Raw genomic sequence first — 24,652 nt, 5'->3', positions numbered from 1 at the left:
AAAACGATGAATAAAAAAATTTTAGGGATATTCCTGTTCGCTGCCTTCATGGTATCGTCGGTATGGGCACAGGGAAGGAAAGGCTTGCGTATCAACGAGGTGCTGGTGACCAACGAAAACAACTATCAGGACGACTACGGCTGTCAGTCGGCCTGGATAGAGATTTTCAATACCACCTTTGGTACTGTCGATGTGCGCAGCTGCTACTTGACCAACGACAAGAACAATCCCAAGAAATATCCTATTCCCAAGGGCGATGTTCTCACCGAGATGCCGCCTCGGCAACATGTGCTTTTCTGGGCCGACGGCAAGCCTAACAGGGGAACATTCCACGTGAATTTTACGCTCGACCCCGACAAAGACAACTGGATTGGTCTCTACGATTCCAACGGCCGTGACCTCATCGACTCGGTGACGGTTCCGGCAGGGATTCCCACCGACCACTCCTATGCCCGCTATGAAGACGGTGTGGGCTATTGGGTAATCAAGGGCGGAAACGAGCAGTCGGGCTATGTAACGCCGAGTACCAACAACATTACGCTCGACAAGAATGTGAAAATCGATATGTTTACCGAGCACGACCCCTTCGGGGTGGGTATGGCAATCATGGCCATGGCTATCGTATTTGCCGGTTTGTTGCTGCTCTACCTGTTGTTCCGTCTTATCGGGCAAATCTCGGTTCTCATCAAGAAGCGCAATGCGATGCGAGTACATGGTATTTCCGATAAAGAAGAGGCCAAGGAGAAAGGCTTCGGCCGCGAGGCGGGCGAGGTATATGCCGCTATCGCCATGGCTCTGTACCAGCATCTCGAAGCCCACGACGTAGAAGACACAATCCTCACCATCAACAAGGTGAAGAAAGCCTACTCGCCTTGGAACTCCAAGATTTATTCGCTGCGTGAAATTCCCTCTAAAAAGTAATCCCCCAAAAAACGATTAAACAAACTTATGAAAGAGTATAAGTATAAAATCAACGGTAACCTCTATAAGGTTTCTGTTGGCGAAATTGAGAAAAACATTGCCCATGTCGAGGTGAACGGTACCACTTACAAAGTACAGATGGAAGAGGCTGCTCCTGTAAAGGTTTCTACGCCCAAGCCCTCGTCGGCTCCGCGTACTGCTACGGGTGAGCCCGTTATTGCCAAACCCACTGTCAACTCGGGTGCCGACGCCGTGAAATCGCCGTTGCCCGGTGTTGTAAACGATATCTTGGTGAAAGTTGGCGATACGGTGAGCGCAGGCCAGGCCGTGCTTATCCTGGAAGCCATGAAGATGGAAAACAACATCAACGCCATCAAGAGCGGTAAAGTGACGGCCATCAAAGTAAATAAAGGTGATTCGGTACTCGAAGGAACCGAACTTATCATAATTGAGTAAGACTATGGGATTTATAGATTTCTTAGGAGATAACTTAGTCCAGTTCTGGGAGTATACCGGCTTTGCCAACTGTACCCTCCCGCACCTGGCTATGATTGTGGTGGGCTTGTTCTTTATCTATTTGGCGATAAAGAAAAATTTCGAGCCCATGTTGCTGGTACCCATTGGTTTCGGTATTCTTATCGGGAATATTCCTTTTAAAATCGATGCCGGTCTCGAGGTTGGTATTTATGAAGAAGGTTCGGTGCTCAATATCCTCTATCAGGGAGTGAGTGCCGGTTGGTATCCCCCGTTGGTATTTTTGGGCATTGGTGCCATGACCGATTTTTCGTCGCTTATCGCCAACCCCAAACTGATGCTGGTGGGTGCTGCTGCCCAGTTCGGTATCTTCGGGGCCTATATGGTCGCCTTGGCTCTCGGGTTTACCCCCGACCAAGCCGGTGCCATTGCCATCATCGGTGGAGCCGACGGCCCTACGGCCATCTTCCTTTCGTCGAAATTGGCTCCTAACCTCATGGGTGCCATAGCCGTTTCGGCTTACTCGTATATGGCACTTGTCCCGGTAATCCAGCCGCCTATCATGCGTTTGATGACCACGAAAAAGGAGCGTGTAATTCGTATGAAACCGGCGCGTGCCGTTTCGCAAAACGAGAAAATCATGTTCCCCATCGTCGGGTTGCTGCTCACTTGCTTCCTGGTTCCGTCGGGCTTGCCTCTGTTGGGTATGCTTTTCTTCGGTAACCTGTTGCGTGAGAGCGGTGTTACCTCGCGTTTGGCCAAGACCGCAAGCGGCCCCTTGTGCGACACGATTACCATTCTGTTGGGTGTAACGGTAGGAGCCTCTACTCAGGCTTCCGAGTTCCTCACCCCCAGCACGCTCGGTATCTTCGCTCTTGGTTTCATGGCTTTCGTCATTGCTTCGGCTTCGGGTGTATTGTTTGTGAAAATCTTCAATCTCGTGTTGCCCAAGAGCAAGAAAATCAACCCGCTTATCGGTAACGCCGGTGTTTCGGCTGTACCGATGTCTGCTCGTATCTCCAACAACCTTGGTCTCGAATATGACTCGACCAACTATTTGTTGATGCATGCCATGGGTCCCAACGTGGCCGGTGTAATCGGTTCGGCTGTGGCTGCCGGTGTGCTGCTCGGATTCCTTTCGTAATCTCTTGGTAGAGTATGATAGTTTGGCAGGCGGTGCGTCTCCCTTGCAGGGGGCGCACCGCCTCGTTTATTTCTTGCCGGTTTGTCGGGAGAGGTCGTGTTGTTCTACCCCCTGCACCCGAGCATGACCTGTGAATCCGATAGACACTCCCTTTGATTTTTCGCCCGGTTGTACTACCTTTGTTACAAAGGAGAATTATCTGTCTTTGAAAGAGAAAACGACATGTCGGTCTCGTGGAATTTATGGCATGGTTGCCGCAAGATAAGTGAAGGGTGCAGGCACTGCTACGTCTATCGGCGGGACAGCCTGTATGGCAAAGACAGCAGTGTGGTTGCCCGCACGGCAGCTTTCGACTTGCCTGTAAAACGCAAGCGCAACGGCGACTATCGTGTTCCCTCGGGCGAACAGGTCTATACCTGTTTTACCTCCGATTTCTTCCTTGCCGAGGCCGACGAATGGCGCTCCGAAGCTTGGGATATGATACGTGAGCGGAGCGATTTGTCGTTCGTCATTCCCACCAAACGCATCGACCGATTCGGGGTAGCTTTGCCCGCCGACTGGGGCGACGGGTATCCCCATGTAGCCATCGCCTGTACCATCGAAAATCAGGAACAGCTCGACCGGCGGCTGCCCATCTTCAAAGCTCTGCCCATACGTCATCGGCTTCTCTTCTGCGAACCATTGTTGGGCCCGCTCGATTTTCACGGACTGCTCGACAGCGACATCGACGAAGTGACGGTAGGAGGCGAGTCGGGCAGCGAGGCGCGGGTGTGCGACTACGATTGGGTGCTCGATATTCGCAGACAATGTGTCGAGCAGGGAATCCCGTTCAATTTTCATCAAACGGGTGCCCGATTGCGCAAAGACGGTCGCATCTACCGCATTCGCCGCGAGTTCCAGCACACGCAGGCACGTCGTGCCGGCATCGACTATGACGGCACGCGTCGATAGGCGAGGGGCCTTCGAGCACAATCAAGTCTGTGTGCGGTATTGGGTAGGCGACAGGCCGGTCTGGTGTTTGAAATATTTCCCGAAAAACGATTGTGTCGAGAAATTGAGCCGATAGGCAATCTCCTGAATACTCATATCGGAGTATTTCAGCAGATTTTTCGCTTCGAGTATCACATAGTTGTCTATCCACTGGGCTGCCGATTTACCCGATAACTTTTTGACCAGGCTCGAGAAATATTTAGGTGTGATGCACAGCTGTTCGGCATAGAAGGTAACACTCCGTTCGCTCATATGATATTGTGCGAGCAGGGTGATGAATTTGCCGAAGATAATCTCTTGTCGGTTTTTTTTGCTTTCGGACTCTGCTATCGGTTTGCGTTTCAGAATGGTATCGTATAATTGGTTGATGAGTGCAGTGCTCAACTCCCGGATTGTCGTCTTTTTTTTAGGGCTCTCGGACGAATGGCCGATAAGCTGGATTAGCGAGATGAACTTGCAAAAAATATCGTTCTCTTCTTCGGTCAGTTGCAGGCAAGGCTCGTTTCGTATCTGTATATATACCGGAATCAGGTCACAGGTGTTGAAATTCGTTTTTTCAAAAAACGAGGTCGAGATGGAAATCCCGTAAAACTTGCACTCTTTCTGTTTTTTCAGTTGTACGATGTTTTGAGGAATATTCAGAATCATGGTGCCGGGTTGTATGTGATATTCGTTCAGGTTGATGTTGACCACCATCTCTCCTTTTTGGCATACCAGAGCTACGAGCGAATTTATGCGACAGGGGTATTTGAGTAGATTGGAATCGGCGTGGTTGTCGCCTATGATGAGCAAATCTTCTTCCAGGCCGGTAGGATTTTTTATTTCAATCAGTTTCAACAGTCGGGAGTGGGTAAAGCTTTCGATTTCTGTCCTATCCATGTCGATGCGATGTTTTGGACAAATATATGGAAATATATTCGAGAATTGGCTGTAAAATTTTATTAAAACCGACTTTTAGAACACTGATAGAGGCAAAGAGAACTCTCTGCTCACGATGCTTGTTTATGAGGCTATCTGTTTTTTAAGCCGGGATACGTGAATTTTCGGTTTGTCGGGACGACCGTTTTTGGGGTGGTTTATGGTCGAAAAAAGAAAATCGGCCGAGCGCTTGGACGCCGGCCGATTTTCTTGGTTTTAATGTATCGAAGAAGCGTTTCTGTCGGGGTTATTCGGTGACGGTGAACGAGCCTTTCAGTCCTTCGGCACTGTTCGGGCCAATCCAGAGGTCAAATGCTCCGGCCTCGACCTTCTTCTTCATGTCCCGTCCGTAGAAGGCCAACTCCGAAACGGGCAGTTTGAAGGTTACCGTCTGGCTGTCGCCGGCTTTGATGAAGAGGCGTTGGAAGCCTTTCAACTCCTTGACCGGGCGATCGATCGAGCCTACCAGGTCGCGCACATAGAGTTGGGCTACCTCGGTACCGTCGGTTGCACTGGTATTCTTGATGGTGGCCGTTACCGTGAGGGTATCGGTGGCATGCACTTCGTCGCTCGACAGGTGGAGGTTGTCATAGGCAAACGTGCTGTACGAGAGTCCGTAACCGAAGACAAACAGCGGGTCTCTACCCGAGTCGAGGTAGAACGAGGTGTTGCCCAGCGAGGTTTGCGGAGCCTCCAATGGGATATCGTTCAGCGAGATAACCTGGTCGGGAGCCGGACGTCCTGTGTTGTTGTGGTTGTAGTACATGGGAATCTGTCCTACCTCGCGGACGAAGGTAGCCGGCAGTTTGCCGCTGGGATTCTCCCGTCCGAAGAGCAGGTCCATGATGGCCAGACCGCCCATCGTGCCGGGGTGGAAGTTGTAGAGCACGGCATCGGCATAGGGCAGGTCGCGCTCGATGGTGAGCGGCCGGCCGGCGATAACCACCATCACGACCGGTTTGTTGGTACTCTTCACCGCTTTGAGCAGCTCCGATTGAGCTCCTATCAGGTTGATGTTCGACAGCGAGTGAGCTTCGCCCGAGAGGATAGCCTCTTCGCCCACACATACGACGGCGACATCGGCCTGGCGCACCACGCTTTTCACCTTTTCAAAGTTGCGGGTATCGGTATCGCGCGAGTAGGCCAGTCCCGGTTCGTAGTAGTATTTCACCTGTTTGTATTCATCGCTTTGCAAGGCCTTCAACGGGGTGACGGTGCGGTTTTTGTCACCGTCGAACGACCAAGTGCCCAGTTGGTCGTGAGGCGCGTCGGCCATGGGTCCGATGAGTGCCACGGTCTGACCCTCTTTGAGGGGCAGGACACCGTCATTCTTCAACAGGATAGCCGACTCGACAGCGGCCTGACGGGCCGTTTTCAGATGTTCGGCCGAGTAGATTGAGCTTGTGCTCCCCTTTTGGGTGTAGGGATTTTCAAACAGGCCCAGCCGATATTTGATGCGCAAGATGTTGCGCACGGCATTGTCGATGACCTCCATCGAAACCTTCTTCTCGGCCACCAGTTCGGGTAGATAGTCGATGTAGGTTTTGCTCACCATCTCCATGTCTACCCCGGCGTTGGCCGAGATGCGGGCCACATCTTTGCGGTCGGTAGCAAATCCGTGGGAGAGCATCTCGCTCATCGAGCACCAGTCCGACACGACGAAGCCGTCGAATTTCCATTCGTCACGCAGTATGGTGCGCAGCAGGTAATCGTTGCCCGAGGCGGGGATTCCGTCGTTGTCGTTGAACGAGGTCATCAGCGTGGCGGCCCCGGCTTCGATAGCCTTCTGGAACGGTACCAGATAGACGTTGCGCAGGAGGTTCTCGGGGATATAGGTCGAGTTGTAGTCACGTCCGCCCTCGGCAGCACCGTAGCCTACGAAGTGTTTCACACAGGCGGCAATGGCATCGCTGTCCGACAGCTGTTTGCCCTGGAATCCGCGCACCATGGCGGCACCCAGTTCACCGGCCAGATAGGGATCCTCGCCCAGACTCTCGGCAATGCGCCCCCAGCGGGCGTCGCGCGAGATGTCGAGCATGGGCGTGAAGGTCCAGGTTATACCCTCTTCACGAGCTTCGGTAGCGGCCATGTGGGTACTCGCTTCGACCAGTTGCCATCTCCGAGGTGACCTACGAGGCTGGGTTCTCGTCGCTGTCGCATTTCTCCAACAGTTTCCGCGAGTTCTACGGCATGTCGCCCAGCCGTTACGTCGAGTTGTATCACAACGGAGCCCAACACGACGGTCAGGAACCCACCCAACCCGATGCCTCGAACGAATAGGTCTGTTGCTCTCTGAATTTTTTCGTGTCCGGGTTATCTGTAAAGAGCCGGGGCGACGAGCCTTTTCCTCATAGACCGAAATCTGTGCTACATATTTGAAAACACCGATAGGGGAATTATGGCTATCTTTGTCGTGTTAACGTAAAAGAATTTGAGATCATGAAAAGAGTATTATGGCTTTTAGCCAGTCTGCCGCTTGGCCTGATGGCCGCATGCAGTGCGACAAACGAGTTGGTATTTGAGGATAATTTCGACGGGAGCGGACTTCCCGATTCCACCCGGTGGACCTACGAGGAGGGCTATGTGCGCAACGGCGAGTTGCAGTATTACACGGTGGCCCGCCCCGAAAACTGTTACCAGCAGGACGGCTATCTGCACATCGTCTGCCGTCACGACAGTGCCTTCATCGCAAACGGTCGCTTCGGCAAGGCTTGGGCGAAACCGGTCGATACGACGCGTTGCGACAGCGTGGCCCCCGTTACCTCGGCCAGCATCACTACCAAGGGGATTGCCGAGTGGAAATATGGTCGGGTAGAGGTGCGTGCCAAGTTGCCCGATTGCCGGGGTTCCTGGCCCGCCATCTGGATGATGCCGGCTGAAAACACCTATGGCGAATGGCCCAAAAGCGGCGAGTTGGATATTATGGAGAATGTGGGCTACGACCTGCCCAAGGTGCACTACGCCATACACACCGAGAAATACAACCACACCAAGAACAACCAGAAGCGCCACACGGTCGATTGTGCCACCGTGGCCACCGACTTTCACCTCTATGGTTTTGAATGGCGGGCCGACAAGCTCACCTGGTACCTCGACGGAGTCGAGACCTATTCGGTGGTCAAGGACGAAGAGGGTTGGGAAGCCTGGCCCTTCGACCAGCCCTTTTACCTCATACTCAATTTTGCTTTCGGTGGAGGCTGGGGAGGCAGCCAGGGTGTCGACCTCGAAGGGTTACCTCAGGAGTATGTGATCGATTATGTGAAAGTCTATCGTTAAGGTGTATCGTTTGATACACCTTTTTTTTGATAAATGACAGTCCGGAGAGCGATAATTATGCCGTTGACAGTGGCTCTTGTCGACGGCAACAGTCAGCATCCGGTTGCAGGAGTTCGTGCCAAAAATAACCTGTCGGAAGTCGTTTTTACGCCCACATGGGCTCAAATGCAACATAAGTTTAAGTTTCTGCTACAAATCTTCAAGGGCGAATGCAAAACTTCAAACAATATAATATTCGCTGTAAAAACATTGTGGAGATTCAATTTACATTTGTCTTGTTGAAAAGCACAGCGTGCCGACACTTTTTGTAGAACCATAAATTTTAAATTAGTATTCATGAAAAAGAGAATTATTTCGATTTTGACCGTCTTCTTGGGAATCTTGGGCGCAGCTGCTCAGGTCCCGAATTCGTTCCAATATCAAGCCGTCATGCGCAACAACGATGGCAGCGTGGCCGCCAATGAACCCCTCGAAGTGAAGGTGTGCATTCACCAGGGTACAGCCGATGGTGCGGTGGTGTATGAAGAGACCCACACCACATCGAGCAATGCTTCGGGAATCATTACCTTCAAGGTAGGCGAGGGGGTCAACAGTTCCCGCACCGAGACCTTCTACGACATCGATTGGAGTGCCGATAACTATTTCTTCGAGACCCAGGTCGACCGGGGTACCGGCTATGTGAGCATGGGAACCCAACAGTTGTTGAGCGTGCCCTATGCCAAGTGTGCCGTAGTAGCCGATAACGTACACATCAAATCGCCCGACGGAAAATTGTGGCGCATCAAGGTGGCCAACGACGGAACCATCACGACCGAAGCCGTAACCGAATAAGCAGGAGGGAAAGATTCTATGAGAAAAACCATACTATTATTAATAGGTATCGCCTCGGTCATGGGTGGTCGGGTTGCAGCCCAGTCGGTAGTAGCCACGGCCGGAGGCGGTAACGAGACACTCGTTTGGACCCTGGGCGAGGTATTCACCGAGTCGGTCATGCGTTCCAACGTAGTTCGGTTCTCCCAAGGATTCAACCAGCCGTTTGTCGCTCCCACCTCGGGCATCTTCTCGGTCAAGAACGATAATCTCGATTTGAAGGTAGGTCCCAATCCCGTGGCCGATGAACTGTACCTCACGCTCTCCGAGGCTGAGGGCAGCACCTGGTATCTGTATGACGTGCAGGGACGTCTGCTCGACTCGGGCCGTTTGCCCGAAGCCCAACAGGCTGTGATTGCTTTCTCCGACAGAGAAGCCGGTGAGTATATATTGAAAGTTGAGAATGAAAAAGGAGCCCGCTCGGTTCTGATTCTAAAAAAATAAGTAACAGATGAAAAGAATAATTTTGGCCATATTGGCGGTTGCCCTCTTTTCGGTGACCAATCTGAGTGCCCAAACCATAAAGGGGATACCCTACCAAACCGTGGTGCGTGATGCCGAAGGCAACCCCGTGCCCAATCAGGAGGTGACGGTGCGTTTCTATATCCAGCGCACAATCTCTTCCCGTTCCGATGCCGACCCGCAGCTGCTGTACAGCGAGACTCAAACCACCGAGAGCGATGCCAACGGACTGGTGAGCCTGCAAGTGGGCGAAGGTGCTCCGCTTGAAGGCTCGTTCGATGCCGTTGACTGGTGGGGAAAAGTGTCGATCAAGGTCGAACTCGACTTGACGGGTACAGGCGAGCGGACTTTTACCACGACTCAGGAGCTGGCCTCCGTGCCTTATGCCCTCTCGGCCGAGAAAGCCCTGCTGCTCAAATCGGACGACGGTACCCAATGGAGCCTCGAATGCGACAACAACGGTAACTTGAAGTCGGTAAAGATTCCCCGGAACTATACCAAACTCGTCTTCTCCGATGAGTTCGACGGTACCGGTCTGCTCGACGACAGCAAGTGGGGATATGAAGAGGGCTATACCCGCAACGGCGAGGAGCAATACTATACGGTAGCCCGCAAGGAGAATTGCTACATGGACGGCGGTTATCTGCACATCGTTTGCCGCAACGACAGCTCGGTCATCGAGAATGCCCTCTACGAGAAACCTTGGAGTGCCGGCGGTTCGCACGGCTATCGGGCCGATACGATTATTCCCATCACCTCGGCCAGTGTCGTTACCAAAGGCAAGTTCGCCTTTACCTACGGTCGGGTAGAGGTCCGTGCCAAACTTCCCGTATGTCTGGGTTCCTGGCCCGCCATCTGGATGTTCCCGCAGGATCGCAGCGACTGGCCTGCCTGTGGCGAGATCGATATTATCGAGCACGTAGGCTATGATCCCGACAATATCTATTTCACGGTACACTCGACCGAGTTCAACGGCAACAACCAACCGAACAGATATGCATCGAGCGCCCATATCGATAATCCCGACGACTGGCATGTCTATGCCTTCGAGTGGCACCCCGATCGGCTCATGTGGTACATCGACGACGAACTGCAATTTACGGTACTGAGGGGACGTACCTATTCCGACAGCAACTGGCCCTTCAACAAAGATTTCTACCTGTTGCTCAATTTTGCCTTCGGTGGCGGTTGGGGAGGCCGCGAAGGTATCGATGTCACCGCTCTGCCTATGGAGTATGTCATCGACTATGTGCGTATTTATCAATAAAAAGTGAAAATAAAGAACTAAAATCATGAAAAAGACAACTACACTTTTCTGTACGGCCCTTGTGGCTGCTTTATGTAGCTTTCCCGGCCAGGCCGAGAAGGTCTATTATGTCGACCCCGACGGGAACGCTCCCGAGGGTATGACCGTCGACGCCGTCTATACCAAGGTGGCTGCGGCCATCAACGCGGTGACGGCCGATGAGCCCGTAACCATCTATCTGAAACCGGGACACGAGTTCAAGGAGAGCAACATGACTACCGGTGCAAACCGGGTAGATTTGACCATCATCGGCGATAGCTCCATCATCAATGCCGGTTCCGCACAGCGCATCTTGCGTACCGAGGCTGCCCGGCTGGTCTTGAAAGACATCACCTTCACTGGCGTCAAGAACTATACCAGTATGGGCGGTGTACTCTATTTTGCCGGTAATGCCAATAGTGCCTCCGAGTTGGTCATCGACAGCTGCGTATTTGAAAACTGTGCCTTGACCTCGGGTGCCGACGGGGGTGCTGCTATCGCCACCGGTACGAACGCCATGAATGTAACTATCACCAACTCGGTGTTCCGGAATAACCAGACCGAAGGGTATAGAGATGCCATGAGTGGTACCTCCATTCACTTCCAGGGTAAGGAGGGAGTTTTCACGGTTGAGAACTCGATTTTCCAGAACAATGTAATCAATTCCAACTCGGGAGCTATGGCTGTGGGTATCGTCAACAACTCGAACGTACAGGCTCGTCTGGCCAACAACACCTTTTACAACAATACCACCAAGGGTGTCCCGGTAGGGTCGGTGCCCAATATCCTGATCAAAGGTTCGGGCAACTCGGTTCAAGTTGTGAACAACACCTTCTATTTCGACCTGCGCGACGAGTCGGACGATGAGGGCGACCAGACCTTGATGAAAGAGGTTTACAAGAGAACCTCGGCTGTCAACATCAGCGAGACCGGTAACAATACCCTCTATTTCGTCAACAATGCCGTGGTAGGATTGCGCAATGCCGTCATTTCGCCGAAAGCTACCGGCCGCACCATTGCCTGCCAGAACAACTATGCCGTCGTGCTGGAACCTCACTCCTATGTGTCCGAACTGGCCGATAACGAGAACGGCAACATGCTTATTACGGCTCGCGAGTCGAATGTGGGCGACCCCTTCATCGCCGACATCGATGCCTTGACCTCTTTGATGACCGAAGCCGGTCTCAGCGATACCTTGGCAACCGACAACTTCGTACCCTATCTGGCTGTGAGCGAGACCAGCCCGCTGGTCAACGCCGGTGTAGCCGAATATCTGGTGGGTGAGGAGAATATCGTTCCCCTGGTCGACGTGCTGGGTACGGCCCGCGAAGATGATGGTGTAGACATAGGAGCCTATGAGTATGTACCCTCCGACCAGCCCACGGCTATCGCTGGTGTTGATGCAGCTACCGATCTTAGTGTCTACGTACAGTCGGGCAACCTCGTTGTCGAGAATCATACCGACACCGAGTTCCAGGTAACTCTCTTCCAGATCGACGGCCGTCAGGTAGCCGCTATGCCCGTGGAGCAAACGGCAGTAATCGGCGGTGACCGTCTGCCTCGCGGTGTTTTGCTGGTAGTAGCTACCAACGGACACGACCAAATCGTTAAAAAAGTAATCTTATAAATTTAATATCAATCACGTATGAAAAAGAATTTCTTATTAGTCGCTTTGTTGGCGGGCTCTCTGGGAGTCAACTCGTTTGCCGCCACAAAAATTTATGTAAAAGCCGGCTCGGGTAACGACAGTTACAACGGTCAATCGTGGGGCACGGCTTTCAAAACCGTGAGCAAGGCTATCGGTAGTGTACAGGATAATGAAGAGACCATCATCTATCTGGAACCCAATACCGTATTCGATACGGGTGGACAGCTCGATCTGGACGAAAACAAGAATGTGACCATCATCGGTAACAATACCACGCTGCGTGCCGCCGAGAAACCCGGTAAAGAGGGTGGCGAGGGTGCCCGTATCCTGCGTGCCGCCACCGGTTGCAATCTCACGGTAAGAGGTATCACTTTCCTCAACGGCCGTCAAGTTGCTTATGCTCCGGGTGGAGGCCTTTTCTTTGCCGGTAATACGCTGGTAGTCGACAGCTGTATCTTCATCGACAACGAGTCTGATGCCGGTGGTGCAGCCATAGCTTCGCGTGGAAAAGATGTGACTGTGCGCAACTCCTACTTCGACGGCAACTACATCTTTGAGGGTAGTGGCTACGCTACGGGCGCAGCTATTCTTCAAGCCGGTGTAAAAGATGTCGATGGTAGTAGCCTGCGGGTAGAAAACTGTACCTTCTACAGCAACGACGTGAATAAAGGTGTAGGTTCTGCCATCTCGACCGAAGACGCGGCAGCTTCCTATTCCAATGTAGGGGAGATAACGATTGTCAACTGTACCTTCCTGGCCAATACTTCCAAACTCACCAATCAGGCAGATGTCGATGTAACCAATAGTGATGGCGCTTTGATGAAGATTATCAACAATACCTTCTATGGCAACGACGGTGCCCTGCGCATTGGCGATATCTACACGGGCGAACTGTACTTTATCAACAACCTGGTCTATGCTACAGGTTCAGGTATCTTCGGTGACCCCAACTATACGGTCAACAACTATCGTACTCCTATCGAGGGATACAATAATATTATCATAGGTGGCGAGCGTGGTGTCAACGAGGCTATCGACGACGAGTGCTTCAACGGCAAGAAAGATCAGTGCAACAACCGGGTAGAGACTCTCGCTACCTATCCGTTGTCGATGGTTGCCCTGGCTTCCTCGCTCTCGACCGACAACTTTGTACCCTATCTGCCCTTGACTGCCGAGAACAGCGACGCTGTCAATGCTGGTTATGCCGACGGTGCTTATGCCGATATGATTCCGGCCACCGATATTCGGGGCTTGAAAGCCGTAGGTACGAGAGACATCGGTGCCTATGAATACGGTGCTACCGAACAGTCGGCAATCGCTTCGGTCGTAGCCGATGAGTCCGATTTCGTCATCGCCCGCAACGGCGACCAGATTACCGTAGTGAATACGGCCGATCGTCACTTCACCCTTACCGTAGTCGATATGTTGGGCCGCACGGTTTACTCGGCCGAGGGTGCCGATATGTTGACAGTCAACAAACAGGATATTGCTGCCCGTTGCGCCATCTTCGTTCTCACCGACGGGGTAAGCAAGAAAGCTGAAAAAGTAATGTTGTGATATAATGTGTTTCTCCATTAGGAGATGGGATTTGTAAGGAGCAGCTCGGTTTGCCTGTGCAAGCCGGGCTGCTTTTTTTGTCGCAGGCTGCAGGTTGGAATAGTCAAAATATTGAAAACTGTGTTTTCTATTTGCCTCTGCTTTTGACTTTCACTATCTTTGCATATTGCGAAAATAGGAGTCGGTTCGGCAAAAAGACCAAGCGAGCTTGATTTTTTGCGCTCACCTTTCACTATCTTTGTTACACGAAGATGGGATGCGGTTCGGCATAAAAAATTCAAGCAAGCTTATTTTTTCTGCGCTCGCCTTTCACTATCTTTGCAAGGATTGTAAAAAGGGGAGAAGCCTCGGGAAGAGACGAAAAGACGTTCGCTTTCGCCACAGAGAGGCACCTCGTTTTTACACGTGTAGAAAAGAAAGGATAGTATGCGTTTACGTACAATAGGATTGGGGGTGATTTGTGCGCTCATCGCTCCCGTGTGCCGAGGCGAAATGATTGCGCCGTTGAAGATTCCTTTGTTGATGAGTGCCAATTTCGGGGAGTTGCGCCCCAACCATTTTCACTCGGGTATCGATTTGAAGACTCAGGGCCGCACCGGCCTCCCGGTCTATGCGATGGACGGCGGCTATGTGTCGCGTGTCGTGGTGTCGCCGTGGGGATTCGGTCGGGCCATCTACATCAATCACCCTTCGGGGCTGACGACCGTCTACGGCCACTTGAAGAGTTTCGCTCCCTTTGTCGATGAAGTGGTACGCCGGTTGCAGTACGAACAGGAAGACTTTGCCATCGACTGCGAATTTGCCGAGGGCGAAATCCCGGTAGGGCAGGGCGACCTGATTGGGTATAGCGGCAATGCCGGTTCGTCGGGCGGTCCCCATCTGCATCTCGACATTCGCGATACCGCTACCGAGGACCCCATGGACCCGCAGGAGTGGCTCTCGCAGTACATTACCGACGATGTGGCTCCCGAGCCTCGTCGGGTGGTGGTCTATACCCACGACGGGGTCATGGGAAATACCGCTCGCCGGGTGGAACGCAAGGCAACTCGGAGTGGGGCGGGTACCTACTCGATAGGCGAACCTGTCCCCGTCTGGGGCGATGTCTCGTTCGGTATCGAGGCCTACGACCGCATGACCGGCACGGCCAATAAATACGGGGTGCATCAGGTCGACCTGTATGTCGACGACAGCCTCTTTTTTTCGACCTATATCTACCGCTACTCGTTCGACGAGACCCGCTACATCAACAGCTTCACCGAGGACGGCAAGATCATGCGCACCTATGTGGCGCCCGGCAACCGGCTGCGCTCCATCTACAAGCAGGTCGACAACCACGGCATTCTCCATGTCGATGAGGAGCGGCCCTATCGCTGTCGCTACGTCCTCACCGACTACGACGGGAATCGCTCGGTGTTGGACTTTACCCTCACCGGCAAGTTGCAGGAGCCCGTCGAGCCCCAGAAGTCGGGCATCTATTTCTCCTATGCCGTCGACAATCTCTACAAGAAGGACGATTTCGGTCTTTTTGTTCCTGCCGGGGCCCTCTATGAAAACATCGATTTCACGCGGCGCAAGCTCGAATCGCACAAATATTGCTCCGATACGCAGGTCATCGGGCCCGACGATATTTCGCTCCACCGCCCGGCCGACCTCTCGATTCGGCTTACCCGCGACGAACTGACTAACAAGAACCAGTATTATCTGGTGCGTCTCAAAGGCAGCCGGGTCTATCCCGTGAACGGTGAGTATGCCGATGGCTGGTACAAGGCCAAGATTCGCAACTTCGGCTCCTATGCCGTTACGGTCGATTCGGTGAATCCCTCCATTCAGCCCGTGGCTCCCGAGCGCTGGTCGTCGCGGGGCACGGTGGTGTTGAAGGTGACCGACAGCGGTAGCGGACTGAAAAGCTACCGGGGCGAAATCGACGGCAAGTTTGTCCTCTTTGAACTCGACGGGAAGACGGCCCGCATCACCTATCGCCTCGAAAGCAACCGGGTGAAGAAGGGAAGCAAGCACACCTTGAAGGTGCGGGCTACCGACATGTGCGGCAACGAGCAGGTCTATACCGGCTCTTTTGTATGGTAAATAAAAAACAAGAAATAGAGTTATGAAGAAAATTGCGATTTTATCTCTTTTGACCGTGGCCGCTTGGCCGCAGGCATGGGCCTGTACGAGTTTGATAGCCGGTAAGCAGGCTACGGCCGACGGGAGTGTGTTGGTAACCTATTCGGCCGACTCCCACACCCTCTATGGGGCGTTGACTTCGTCGCCAGCCGCCGATTGGCCCAAGGGTTCCATGCGTAAGATTATCGAGTGGGATACCAACAAACCGCTGGGCGAAATCGAGCAGGTGGAGCACACCTATGCCGTGGTGGGCAACATGAACGAACATCAGCTCACCATTGTTGAGTCGACCTGGGGCGGACGTCCCGAGCTGGTCGATACCACCGGCATCATCGACTACGGTTCGCTCATGCAACTGGGACTCGAACGGGCCAAGACCGCTCGCGAGGCCATCAAGGTGATGACCGGCCTGGTCAAGAAATACGGCTATTGCAGCAGTGGCGAGTCCTTCACCATTGCCGACCCCAATGAGGCCTGGATCATGGACCTCATCGGCAAGGGCCCGGGGCGCCGGGGTGCCGTGTGGGTAGCCGTGCGTATCCCCGACGACTGTATTGCCGGCCACGCCAACTATCCTCGCATTCACAAGTTCCCGTTGGAAGACAAGGAGAACTGCCTCTATTCGGCCGATGTCATTTCGTTTGCCCGCGAGATGGGCTATTTCGACGGGCTGAACAAGGATTTCAGCTTTGCCCAGACCTATTATCCCGCCGACTTCGGAGCCCTGCGGGCCTGCGATGCCCGCGTGTGGGCCTTCTTCCGCAAGTACGACACGACCATGGACCAGTACCTGCCCTACATCAACGGCGAGGTATACAACCCCTTCCCCCTCTACATCAAGCCCTCGCGCAAACTCTCCGTGCAGGATATGAAAGAGGCCATGCGCGACCACTTCGAGGGTACCCCCTTCGACATGACGCAAGATGTGGGTGCCGGTCCCTTCAAGGTACCCTATCGGTTCCGCCCTATGTCGTTCGAGGTCGAGGGTAAATCCTACTGCATGGAGCGGGCCATCGCCACGCAGCAGACCGGCTTCACTCTCGTGGGTCAGATGCGCAACTGGCTGCCCGATGCCGTGGGCGGTGTACTCTGGTTCGGCGTCGACGATGCCAACACCTGTATCTATGTGCCCATGTATTGCAGCATCACCCGGGTGCCCGAATGTTTCAGCCCTGCAAACGGTTCGATGTATGAATTTTCCTGGACCTCGGCCTTCTGGGTTCACAACTGGGTTGCCAATATGGCTTATGCCCGCTACGAGCCCATGATTGGCGACATTCGCCGCGTGCAGACCGCTGTCGAAGGTTCGCTCAACGCCCGCCAGTCGGCTGTCGACAAGGCTGCTGCCGAACTCTATGCCACTTCGCCCGCCGAGGCCATCGAGTTCCTCACCCAGTACAGCTGCGATGCTGCCGAGGCATCGACCGCCCGCTGGAAGAAACTGGGCGAATACCTCATGGTCAAGTTCCTCGACGGTAACGTGAAGCGCGAGGAGAACGGCCACTTCAAGGACAACGGCTACGGCTTGCCCGATTCGCCTCTCTTCCCCGGCTATTCCAAGGAGTACTACGAGGAGATTGTGCGCCAGACCGGCGACCGCTTCCTCGAAAAGGCACCGCAGTTCTAAACCTTGTTTTTTCCCCGAATGGTGAAAACGATGCGAAACTTTTGCTTAATTTGTGTGCCCGTCTCGGGGAAATAACTAAATTTGTCCACAGAAGAAACAATTAACTATTGAACGCTAAACATATGGGAAACGAAGATTTATTGCAACAAGTGATTGCCAAAGCTCAGGTATGGCTGGGCGACGGCTATGACGAGGAGACCAAAGCCGCTGTGCGGGCCATGCTCGACAACGAAGATAAGACCGACCTCATCGAGGCCTTCTACAAGGATCTCGAATTTGGTACGGGCGGTCTGCGCGGCATCATGGGTGCCGGTACCAACCGCATGAACATCTACACCGTGGGTGCCGCCACGCAAGGCTTGTCCAACTACTTGAAGAAGGCATTTGCCGATCTTCCTCAGATCAAGGTGGCTATCGGTCACGACTGCCGCAACAACAGCCGCCGTTTCGCCGAGGTGGCTGCCGACATCTTCTCGGCCAACGGTATCAAGGTCTATCTGTTCGACGCCCTGCGTCCCACGCCCGAGGTATCGTTTGCCATTCGCGAACTGGGTTGCCAGAGTGGTGTAATCCTCACCGCCTCGCACAACCCCAAGGAGTACAACGGCTACAAGGCTTACTGGAACGACGGTGCCCAGATGATTGCACCCCACGACAAGGAGACCATCGACGAGGTGAACAAAATCACTTCGGTGAAAGATGTGAAATTCCAGGGTAACCCCGCCCTCATCGAGATTATCGGCGAGGAGATCGACCGCCGTTACCTCGACCGTATCAAGACTCTCTCGCTCAGCCCCGAGGCCATTGCCCGTCACCACGACATGAAAATCGTCTATACGCCTATCCACGGCACCGGTGTGCGCCTCGTGCCCGCTTCGTTGAAGAACTTCGGCTTCACCAACATCATTCACGTGCCCGAGCAAGACGTGGTGAGCGGCGATTTCCCCACCGTCGTGTCGCCCAACCCCGAAGAGCCCGCCGCCCTCGACATGGCCATCAAGAAAGCCATCGAGACCGATGCCGAGCTCGTTGTAGCCTCCGACCCCGATGCCGACCGTATCGGTATGGCCGTGCGCAACGACAAGGGTGAGTTTGTCCTCATCAACGGGAACCAGATTGTGATGATATTCCTCAACTACCTCATGACCCGCAACAAAGAACTGGGTCTGCTCAAAGGCAACGAATACATCGTCAAGACCATCGTCACCACCGAGACCATCAAGACCATTGCCGAGCGCAACGGCTTTAAGATGTACGACTGCTACACCGGCTTCAAGTGGATAGCCTCGATTATCCGCGAGAACGAAGGCAAGGCCCGCTACATCGGCGGCGGCGAAGAGAGCTACGGCTTCCTGCCCGAGGATTTCGTGCGCGACAAAGACTCCGTTTCGTCCATCTCGCTCATGGCCGAGATTGCCGCCTGGGCCAAGGACAAGGGCATGACCATGTATCAGATGTTGCAGGACATCTACATCAAATACGGCTTCTCCAAGGAGAAAGGCATCTCGGTCGTTCGCAAGGGCAAATCGGGAGCCGAGGAGATTGTGGCCATGATGAAGAGCTTCCGTGCCAACCCCTTGAAAGAGCTCGCCGGTTCGCCCGTCATTCTGGTGAAAGACTACGACTCGCTCGAAGCCCTCGACACCGTGACCGGCCAGAAGTCGAAACTCGACATGCCCGTCACCTCCAACGTGCTGCAATACTTCACGGCCGACGGCTCCAAAGTCTCCATTCGTCCCTCGGGAACCGAGCCCAAGATCAAGTTCTACATCGAGGTGCGCGGCATCAAGATGGACAGCTATGCCGACTACGACGCTGCCAATGTGGCTGCCGATGCCAAGATAGAGGCCATCAAGAAAGAGCTGGGCATCTGACGATACCCTCGTGACGCTCCTGCCTGCGGCATGAGCGGCTCTTGACAAGATACGGATCGCCCCGGGAGAAAACCTCCCGGGGCGCTCTCTTTATGTGAGGTTGAGGCCCGGATCAGTCGGTCGTCGTCCGGCGGGAAAGGCCCTGTATCACCGCCAGCAGACAGTCGGCAAAGGCCGTCGCCGCCTTTTTGCGGTAGAGCCCCTGCGGCCAGAAGAGATACCCCTGCGAGGTAAGCGGCTCGGCACACAAGATGGGAATCTGCACCAGGTCGGGTTCGTTGGCCACGGCCGCCTGAGTCAGAATCGTCCCCCAGTAGCCCCCGCGCAGCAGGTGCAGAATGGTGTGCACGTCGTTCATCTCGATGCCCACGGTGAGCGACAGCCGGTATTTGCGGCACAGCTCCTCGATTCTCTTGCGGGTGGCAAAGCCCCGCTCGGGCAAGATGAGCGGCGTCGCCGCGAGTCGCTTCAAGGTAATCGACGAGAGCGAGGCCAGCCGGTGCGAGTGGTGCGTGACAAAGTAAAGCTCCGACCGCACGATCGGCACCGTCTCCAAGTCGTTGCACATCGACTCGGGTTTGAACGAGAGCAGCAGGTCCAGCCCGTTGTCGCCGAGCAGCTGCAAAAGCTCCTCCGAGGTACCCTGCGTCACATGCACCTCCACCCCGGGATAGCGCTGGGTAAACCGTTCCAAAGCCGGCAGCATGAACGAAATCATGCTGTAAGTCACCCCCACGTGCAGCCTCCCCGTCTGCACCCCCTTCAAGTCGCGTATCATCTGTCGGCCGTCCTCGGCCTCCTGTATCGCCCGGTGGGCATAGGGCAGCAGGGCCAGTCCCGCCTCGGTGGGAACCACCCGTTTGCCTATGCGGTCGAAGAGCAGGATACCCAGCTCCTCTTCCAGTTGCTTGATTTGTTGCGACAGCGTGCTCTGCGAGATGTTCAGCACCCGGGCCGCCTCCGAGAAGTTGCGCAATTCGCAAGCCTCCTTAAAGTAGTTCAGTTGACGCAGTTCCATTTTCTTAATCGGTTTTATCGATAGATCTTATTGAAAAAATGAGTTTTGCAAATATAGACAAATAGTTTGCATTGCATTAGATTTGTTCCAAATTTATAAGACAAACAAACACTTTCAAAGATTCATGAAAAAAATGGTTAGCATGGCCTGCATGGGCCTCTCGTTTCTTCTGTTGGCCTGTGGTACACAAAAACAAAAGGCCGAGTCGCAAGCACCCACGGTGGTTCAAGACGGAATCCGCTTTTGCGAAAGCACCTACCCCTACGATGGCGGTATGCTCATCGCCAACTTCGGCACCGAGCAGTTGAACCCCCTCAATACCGAGGGCAAAGGCTATATTCTGTATTATAAAGAGGGGAAAACCTCGACCTTCATTCCTGCCGACGGCAACCTCTCGGCCCCCAAGGGCATGTATATCGGCAAAGGTCATCTCTTTGTGTGCGATGTAAACAAAATCCTCGTTTACAATCTGGACAATCGTGAGGCCGCTCCCCGCACCCTCACCTTGCCCGAGGGCTGCCTCTTTGCCAACGACCTCGCTGCCGTGGGTGACACCCTTTACGCCTCGGTGACCAATGCCGACAAGATTTTCAAGATCGACATCAGCGACATGGAGCACCTCGGCAACCCCGTCGAGTGGTTCACGGTGCCCGGTCCCAACGGACTGCTCGCCGACGGACAGTCGCTCTATATCGCCTCCTATCCCGCCGACGGCAATACCCAGCCCCAGCATACCATCTATCGTGTGGCCGATGTGGCCGCTCCCGCCTTGGAGAAAGTCATCGAGACCCCGGGACAATACGACGGCATCGCCTTCTCGTCCGACAGCACCGCCCTCTATATCACCAACTGGGCCCCCGCCGGGCTGAGCCGGGTCGACCTGAATACCGGAACGGTTACCCCGGTATCTATCTCGCTGGACCAACCGCTGGTGGGACCTGCCGATATTACAGTCATCGACCAACATGTCTATATCCCCGACCTGCCCAACAGTCGGGTGGTAGTTATCAGTGAGTGAGGTAGTTTTACATAAGGTCGAAGAAAAGGCGGAGGATTTTTCCTCCGCCTTTTTGCTCTTTTTTTGCTCCATACTGCGATAATTCGGTCATTCCGCACTTGATGCGGTGCTTCACGTCATTCCGCACTTGATGCGGAATCCAGGGAATATCGGCAGCGGCACTTGTCCTTTGCGGCCCCGTACTGGACCCCGCATCGTGGTGCGGGGTGACTCACACACTGGACCCCGTCACCTCGTCATACCGCGCCTCGACGCGGTGCTTTACGTCATTCCGCACTTGATGCGGAATCTAGGAATACTGGCAAAGGCAATACCCACAAGAGGCCTCTCTCTGGACCCCGCATCGTGGTGCGGGGTGACACGATGCCCGACGGTTCACTGTTCCTTCAATGTTGGCAATGCTCCGGTGAGTTCGTACTGCCACTCTGAGCCTGCACTTTGCAGGGCGTCGTTCATGGCATCCTTGGCTCCTGACCAGTTGCTGTCCGTCACCATCGTGGTTCCGCCGGTGCCTACCTGGTCTTCACCGATGCCTTGTTCCTGGCCGTTGTCTCCCCAGTAGCAGGCGGTGATGATACCGCCATACGGCATGAGGCCCTTGAAGTTCCGTCCCGCCACGCCGCCTGTGGCTCCGTCTGTGGCTCCGTCCGAGCCTTTGACAGTCCCTTTGGCATGGTAGCAGGCAGTCAGGGTGCCACAATCGTTGGTTCCCGTTACGCCGCCTACATAGACGGTGCCGCTTCCGCTACCGGTCACGCTGCCCCAGGCATAGCAGGCTTTGAGGGTGCTGGATGAGCCGTTGCTTCCCACCACACCGCCGGCAAAATAGGTGCCTATATCGTTACTTACAAGGGTCACGTCGCCCGTGGCATAGCAGGCGGTCAGGGAGGCACCATTATTCGTCGTACCTGCCACGCCGCCGGCTGTATTCCCGGCATTCACTGTGGCCGAGGAGCTGCATCCGGTAAGGGAACCGCCCACTTGGAAGCCTACTACACCGCCCGCAATGCCGTTCATGCCGCTGCCGCTGACGCTGCCCGACACCGAGCAGTTTTCAATGTTGCCATAGCTATATCCCGCCACGCCGCCGGCATCGCCCACGCTGTGAGTGGTTGCTATCTGCACGCCCTCCAGCGTCACGTCCTTCACCGTGCCGCCGGAGCCGATGTAGCCGAACAGGCCCGCATATTGGTCACTCGTCGTAACGGTCAGCCCCGTGATGGTATGGCCGCCGCCGTTGAAGGTGCCTTTGTATTGGTGGTTATAGTCTATGCCTATCGGTGTCCAGTCGATGCCCGAGAGGTCGATGTCGGCCGTCAGGGTGATATTGATGCCTAAATTCCATTGTTCGTTCACCAGCTTGGCGATGTTCTTCAGGCCATCGGCGGAGGTCACGGTGTAGTTGCCCTGTCCGTCGTCGGTATATCCCTTGTCCTTATCCAGCGTGATGTTGTAGTAGCTGCCCGCCTCGGGGGTGATGGTGGTGGAGAGGTCGCGTTCCTTGTTGTCGTTGTTCGCCATCAGCTTGGTTATCTCGTAGCCGGGCACCACATTCGCCTCCCAACAGGTGAAGGAGACGCCGTTCTCGGTATATTCGCACCGCTTCATCTCTATCCAGCCCTCTTGCGAGCCTTGCACTACCGTGCCCTTTTCATAAGTACACTGTGTGTAGGTATAGAGCTGGAGGCTCTGCACTTCGCCGAGCGCATCGCCGGTGGGCGTGACGCGCACCTTGGCCAGACGGTGGGCAAAGGTCAGCGTGACGGGTGTCAGGTAGTCGCCCGTGCCCGAGCCGCCCAGCAGGTAGGCAAGACTTTGGCTTTGGTCGCTGAGGTCGAGGGTGCCGCCCGTGGCGGGGTACCAGGCGGTGACGGTGTGTTCGCCGGAGTCGCTCCAGTACAGGGGTGACTCGGCTTTGATGGATTCGTCGTCCTGCACGATGTAGATGCCCTCCTCGGCGTTTATCTGCACGGCGAACCGGTCGCCTGCGTCGAACACGCTGCCCGTGCCGTCCCCGTTCTCGCTGACGCGGGTCTGCGGTGCGCCCCACGGCTGCGCCTCGCCTCCCTCCACGCCGAGGGTGATGCGGGCTATCTCCAGCGGGTATTGTCCTTCGGGCAGACGGTCACCGTCCGCCAGTTCGTCCTTCGTGCAGGCTGCCGTGGCAAGTAGCAGCGCGGTGAGTGTAAATAGTCTTGTTTTCATCTTATTATTTGTTTATATATTTCTTTTTTCTTCTATGTCATTTTAGGAATCTAGGGATACCCTCCCGGTCATTCCGCACTTGATGCGGTGCTCCCCGTCATACCGCGCTTCGACGCGGTATCCAGAAATACCGGCAGTGGCACTTGATCCTTGCTCCCTCGCTGGACCCCGCATCGTGGTGCGGGGTGACTTCCCCGTCATACCGCGCTTCGACGCGGTATCCAGAAATACCGGCAGTGGCACTTGATCCTTGCTCCCGCACTGGACCCCGCATCGTAGTGCGGGGTGACCCGGAGCGCATCGTAGTGCGGGGTGACCCGAGCGGTATGTAGGGCTTACAGCGTGATGCTTACATCGTTCGAATTTCCGGGTTCCCACGGGGTAATCTCCGGTTCTTCCACCGTGATGCCCTTGTTGTTGAGCGTGATGTTATAGGTGTAGGCATAGCCTGCGGAGAACTGATTCGCTTCGGGCTTGGATGGATTCGGCAGTGTGGTTGTATAGTCCAGTCCGTTGAAAGACACTTTAAGGTCAAGAGAGGTGGTCACTCCCTGCGGGAGAATGATGACTTGCGAAGTGGTGGCACCGCCCAGCTGCATGGTAATCGGCGATTCGACGGCTGCGGTTACGGCAGTCGTTCCGGTAGCCGTGTCGAAAGTGCCTTCGTGCTTCAGTCCGTCCAACGTGTAGTCAGCAGGTTCCATTCCGTTGAAAATGAGGCCGTAGCCTGGCTTGAAGGTGAATTTGATGAGACTCATGCGGTGGTGGAAGGAGTTGTCTTCACCGCCTTTGTCGGTTTTGTCGGTGAAGCTCACCTCCGGGCTGCGGGTGCTTCCCTTCGCTCCCGAGGCAAAGAGGAAGTCGATGCCGGGGCCCTGCTTGTCGGCTGCGGTGTTGACGGTCACCGTTCCGCCGTCAGACTGATACGGATAGTAGGCATTAAAGGTCTTCGTTTCGGTGTCGTCAAAATAGATGACCGTACCGTCGGTCACGAACTTACCGTTCTCTCTCTTGTAGGGCACGTTGGTAAAGCCTGCGCCGGTGACGCCGATGCGGTCACCTTCGGTCCAGTCGGTTCCTTCCGAATTGACGCGGGTAGCGGGCGTAATGTCAGCGATAAACTTGGCGGCTACCGGGCCGTCATTCAGGTTCTCGTTGTCGTTGTTGCAGGCGGCAAGTGTCAATGCCAGCGCTGCGAAAGCAAAAAATCTTGTCTTCATATTTTTATTTGTTTATATATT

General features: G+C 54.5%; 20 protein-coding genes. 15 read left to right on the top strand and 5 right to left on the bottom strand.

Annotated features, from left to right (window positions below; all coding sequences use genetic code 11):
• Window positions 1-6: 6 nt before the first annotated feature.
• From BARVI_RS04365 to BARVI_RS04350, 4 genes are all read left to right on the top strand, one after another.
• A complete protein-coding gene (locus tag BARVI_RS04365) occupies window positions 7-921 on the top strand; it encodes an OadG family transporter subunit (RefSeq protein ID WP_025278055.1) in 915 nt (304 codons plus the stop codon).
• 27 nt (window positions 922-948) lie between these two features.
• The gene (locus tag BARVI_RS04360; RefSeq protein WP_025278054.1) at window positions 949-1,377 is read left to right on the top strand and encodes a biotin/lipoyl-containing protein; all 429 of its coding nucleotides are present in this window, start codon (window positions 949-951) and stop codon (window positions 1,375-1,377) included.
• A gap of 4 nt (window positions 1,378-1,381) precedes the next feature.
• Window positions 1,382-2,539, top strand: coding sequence for a sodium ion-translocating decarboxylase subunit beta (locus BARVI_RS04355; protein WP_025278053.1), 1,158 nt, complete (start codon window positions 1,382-1,384; stop codon window positions 2,537-2,539).
• Window positions 2,540-2,761: 222 nt separating this feature from the next.
• Window positions 2,762-3,490 (top strand): DUF5131 family protein, encoded by a 729-nt coding sequence (locus BARVI_RS04350; RefSeq protein ID WP_025278052.1) that lies wholly within the window; start codon window positions 2,762-2,764, stop codon window positions 3,488-3,490.
• Between the two features lie 21 nt (window positions 3,491-3,511).
• Here the strand turns inward: BARVI_RS04350 and BARVI_RS04345 are convergent, their stop codons facing one another.
• Window positions 3,512-4,408 carry a helix-turn-helix domain-containing protein gene (locus BARVI_RS04345; protein WP_025278051.1) on the bottom strand — a complete coding sequence of 299 codons (897 nt, stop codon included), beginning with the start codon at window positions 4,406-4,408 and terminating at the stop codon, window positions 3,512-3,514.
• A 286-nt stretch (window positions 4,409-4,694) separates the two neighbouring features.
• The gene (locus tag BARVI_RS04340) at window positions 4,695-6,536 is read right to left on the bottom strand and encodes a glycoside hydrolase family 3 N-terminal domain-containing protein (protein ID WP_025278050.1); all 1,842 of its coding nucleotides are present in this window, start codon (window positions 6,534-6,536) and stop codon (window positions 4,695-4,697) included.
• 35 nt (window positions 6,537-6,571) lie between these two features.
• Here BARVI_RS04340 and BARVI_RS13130 point away from each other — a divergent pair, with 35 nt between their 5' ends.
• The 10 genes from BARVI_RS13130 to BARVI_RS04295 all read left to right on the top strand — a co-directional run bounded on the left by BARVI_RS13130 (window position 6,572) and on the right by BARVI_RS04295 (window position 19,170).
• The gene (locus BARVI_RS13130) at window positions 6,572-6,727 is read left to right on the top strand and encodes a helix-turn-helix domain-containing protein (RefSeq protein WP_198015989.1); all 156 of its coding nucleotides are present in this window, start codon (window positions 6,572-6,574) and stop codon (window positions 6,725-6,727) included.
• A gap of 159 nt (window positions 6,728-6,886) precedes the next feature.
• On the top strand, window positions 6,887-7,723 hold the full coding sequence (locus BARVI_RS04335; protein ID WP_084546987.1) for a glycoside hydrolase family 16 protein: 837 nt from the start codon (window positions 6,887-6,889) through the stop codon (window positions 7,721-7,723).
• Window positions 7,724-8,059: 336 nt separating this feature from the next.
• Window positions 8,060-8,554 (top strand): hypothetical protein, encoded by a 495-nt coding sequence (locus BARVI_RS04330; RefSeq protein WP_157232533.1) that lies wholly within the window; start codon window positions 8,060-8,062, stop codon window positions 8,552-8,554.
• A gap of 18 nt (window positions 8,555-8,572) precedes the next feature.
• Window positions 8,573-9,037 carry a T9SS type A sorting domain-containing protein gene (locus BARVI_RS04325; RefSeq protein WP_084546986.1) on the top strand — a complete coding sequence of 155 codons (465 nt, stop codon included), beginning with the start codon at window positions 8,573-8,575 and terminating at the stop codon, window positions 9,035-9,037.
• A 7-nt stretch (window positions 9,038-9,044) separates the two neighbouring features.
• Entirely contained in the window at window positions 9,045-10,322 is a 1,278-nt protein-coding gene (locus tag BARVI_RS12895; RefSeq protein WP_084546985.1) for a family 16 glycosylhydrolase, read from the top strand.
• 25 nt (window positions 10,323-10,347) lie between these two features.
• Complete coding sequence (locus tag BARVI_RS04315; RefSeq protein ID WP_157232532.1) at window positions 10,348-11,967, top strand: right-handed parallel beta-helix repeat-containing protein; 1,620 nt, start codon at window positions 10,348-10,350, stop codon at window positions 11,965-11,967.
• 18 nt (window positions 11,968-11,985) lie between these two features.
• Window positions 11,986-13,545, top strand: a complete 1,560-nt coding sequence (locus tag BARVI_RS04310; protein WP_157232531.1) for a hypothetical protein — start codon at window positions 11,986-11,988, stop codon at window positions 13,543-13,545.
• A gap of 426 nt (window positions 13,546-13,971) precedes the next feature.
• The gene (locus tag BARVI_RS04305; protein WP_025278043.1) at window positions 13,972-15,630 is read left to right on the top strand and encodes a M23 family metallopeptidase; all 1,659 of its coding nucleotides are present in this window, start codon (window positions 13,972-13,974) and stop codon (window positions 15,628-15,630) included.
• Window positions 15,631-15,652: 22 nt separating this feature from the next.
• The gene (locus BARVI_RS04300; protein ID WP_025278042.1) at window positions 15,653-17,296 is read left to right on the top strand and encodes a dipeptidase; all 1,644 of its coding nucleotides are present in this window, start codon (window positions 15,653-15,655) and stop codon (window positions 17,294-17,296) included.
• A gap of 122 nt (window positions 17,297-17,418) precedes the next feature.
• Entirely contained in the window at window positions 17,419-19,170 is a 1,752-nt protein-coding gene (locus BARVI_RS04295; protein ID WP_025278041.1) for a phospho-sugar mutase, read from the top strand.
• A 112-nt stretch (window positions 19,171-19,282) separates the two neighbouring features.
• On the opposite strand, the gene BARVI_RS04290 is transcribed toward BARVI_RS04295, so the two are convergent.
• Window positions 19,283-20,188, bottom strand: coding sequence for a LysR substrate-binding domain-containing protein (locus BARVI_RS04290; RefSeq protein ID WP_025278040.1), 906 nt, complete (start codon window positions 20,186-20,188; stop codon window positions 19,283-19,285).
• Between the two features lie 124 nt (window positions 20,189-20,312).
• Between BARVI_RS04290 and BARVI_RS04285 the strand changes: the two genes are divergently transcribed.
• A complete protein-coding gene (locus BARVI_RS04285) occupies window positions 20,313-21,206 on the top strand; it encodes a YncE family protein (protein WP_025278039.1) in 894 nt (297 codons plus the stop codon).
• 375 nt (window positions 21,207-21,581) lie between these two features.
• On the opposite strand, the gene BARVI_RS04280 is transcribed toward BARVI_RS04285, so the two are convergent.
• Entirely contained in the window at window positions 21,582-23,411 is a 1,830-nt protein-coding gene (locus BARVI_RS04280; protein ID WP_025278038.1) for a fimbrillin family protein, read from the bottom strand.
• A gap of 335 nt (window positions 23,412-23,746) precedes the next feature.
• Window positions 23,747-24,631 carry a fimbrillin family protein gene (locus BARVI_RS04275; RefSeq protein WP_025278037.1) on the bottom strand — a complete coding sequence of 295 codons (885 nt, stop codon included), beginning with the start codon at window positions 24,629-24,631 and terminating at the stop codon, window positions 23,747-23,749.
• Window positions 24,632-24,652 lie beyond the last annotated feature (21 nt).

The sequence above is a fragment of the Barnesiella viscericola DSM 18177 genome, assembly GCF_000512915.1.
Taxonomy (GTDB): Bacteria; Bacteroidota; Bacteroidia; order Bacteroidales; family Barnesiellaceae; genus Barnesiella; species Barnesiella viscericola.
This window is presented reverse-complemented; position numbering and strand designations above follow the sequence as displayed.

What these genes read in the sequence shown, in the direction of transcription:
- BARVI_RS04365 (WP_025278055.1), top strand. Translation starts at nt 7, where the DNA reads ATGAATAAAAAAATTTTAGGGATATTCCTGTTCGCTGCCTTCATGGTA.
- BARVI_RS04360 (WP_025278054.1), top strand. Translation starts at nt 949, where the DNA reads ATGAAAGAGTATAAGTATAAAATCAACGGTAACCTCTATAAGGTTTCT.
- BARVI_RS04355 (WP_025278053.1), top strand. Translation starts at nt 1,382, where the DNA reads ATGGGATTTATAGATTTCTTAGGAGATAACTTAGTCCAGTTCTGGGAG.
- BARVI_RS04350 (WP_025278052.1), top strand. Translation starts at nt 2,762, where the DNA reads ATGTCGGTCTCGTGGAATTTATGGCATGGTTGCCGCAAGATAAGTGAA.
- BARVI_RS04345 (WP_025278051.1), bottom strand. Translation starts at nt 4,408, where the DNA reads ATGGATAGGACAGAAATCGAAAGCTTTACCCACTCCCGACTGTTGAAA.
- BARVI_RS04340 (WP_025278050.1), bottom strand. Translation starts at nt 6,536, where the DNA reads ATGGCCGCTACCGAAGCTCGTGAAGAGGGTATAACCTGGACCTTCACG.
- BARVI_RS04335 (WP_084546987.1), top strand. Translation starts at nt 6,887, where the DNA reads ATGAAAAGAGTATTATGGCTTTTAGCCAGTCTGCCGCTTGGCCTGATG.
- BARVI_RS04330 (WP_157232533.1), top strand. Translation starts at nt 8,060, where the DNA reads ATGAAAAAGAGAATTATTTCGATTTTGACCGTCTTCTTGGGAATCTTG.
- BARVI_RS04325 (WP_084546986.1), top strand. Translation starts at nt 8,573, where the DNA reads ATGAGAAAAACCATACTATTATTAATAGGTATCGCCTCGGTCATGGGT.
- BARVI_RS12895 (WP_084546985.1), top strand. Translation starts at nt 9,045, where the DNA reads ATGAAAAGAATAATTTTGGCCATATTGGCGGTTGCCCTCTTTTCGGTG.
- BARVI_RS04315 (WP_157232532.1), top strand. Translation starts at nt 10,348, where the DNA reads ATGAAAAAGACAACTACACTTTTCTGTACGGCCCTTGTGGCTGCTTTA.
- BARVI_RS04310 (WP_157232531.1), top strand. Translation starts at nt 11,986, where the DNA reads ATGAAAAAGAATTTCTTATTAGTCGCTTTGTTGGCGGGCTCTCTGGGA.
- BARVI_RS04305 (WP_025278043.1), top strand. Translation starts at nt 13,972, where the DNA reads ATGCGTTTACGTACAATAGGATTGGGGGTGATTTGTGCGCTCATCGCT.
- BARVI_RS04300 (WP_025278042.1), top strand. Translation starts at nt 15,653, where the DNA reads ATGAAGAAAATTGCGATTTTATCTCTTTTGACCGTGGCCGCTTGGCCG.
- BARVI_RS04295 (WP_025278041.1), top strand. Translation starts at nt 17,419, where the DNA reads ATGGGAAACGAAGATTTATTGCAACAAGTGATTGCCAAAGCTCAGGTA.
- BARVI_RS04290 (WP_025278040.1), bottom strand. Translation starts at nt 20,188, where the DNA reads ATGGAACTGCGTCAACTGAACTACTTTAAGGAGGCTTGCGAATTGCGC.
- BARVI_RS04285 (WP_025278039.1), top strand. Translation starts at nt 20,313, where the DNA reads ATGAAAAAAATGGTTAGCATGGCCTGCATGGGCCTCTCGTTTCTTCTG.
- BARVI_RS04280 (WP_025278038.1), bottom strand. Translation starts at nt 23,411, where the DNA reads ATGAAAACAAGACTATTTACACTCACCGCGCTGCTACTTGCCACGGCA.
- BARVI_RS04275 (WP_025278037.1), bottom strand. Translation starts at nt 24,631, where the DNA reads ATGAAGACAAGATTTTTTGCTTTCGCAGCGCTGGCATTGACACTTGCC.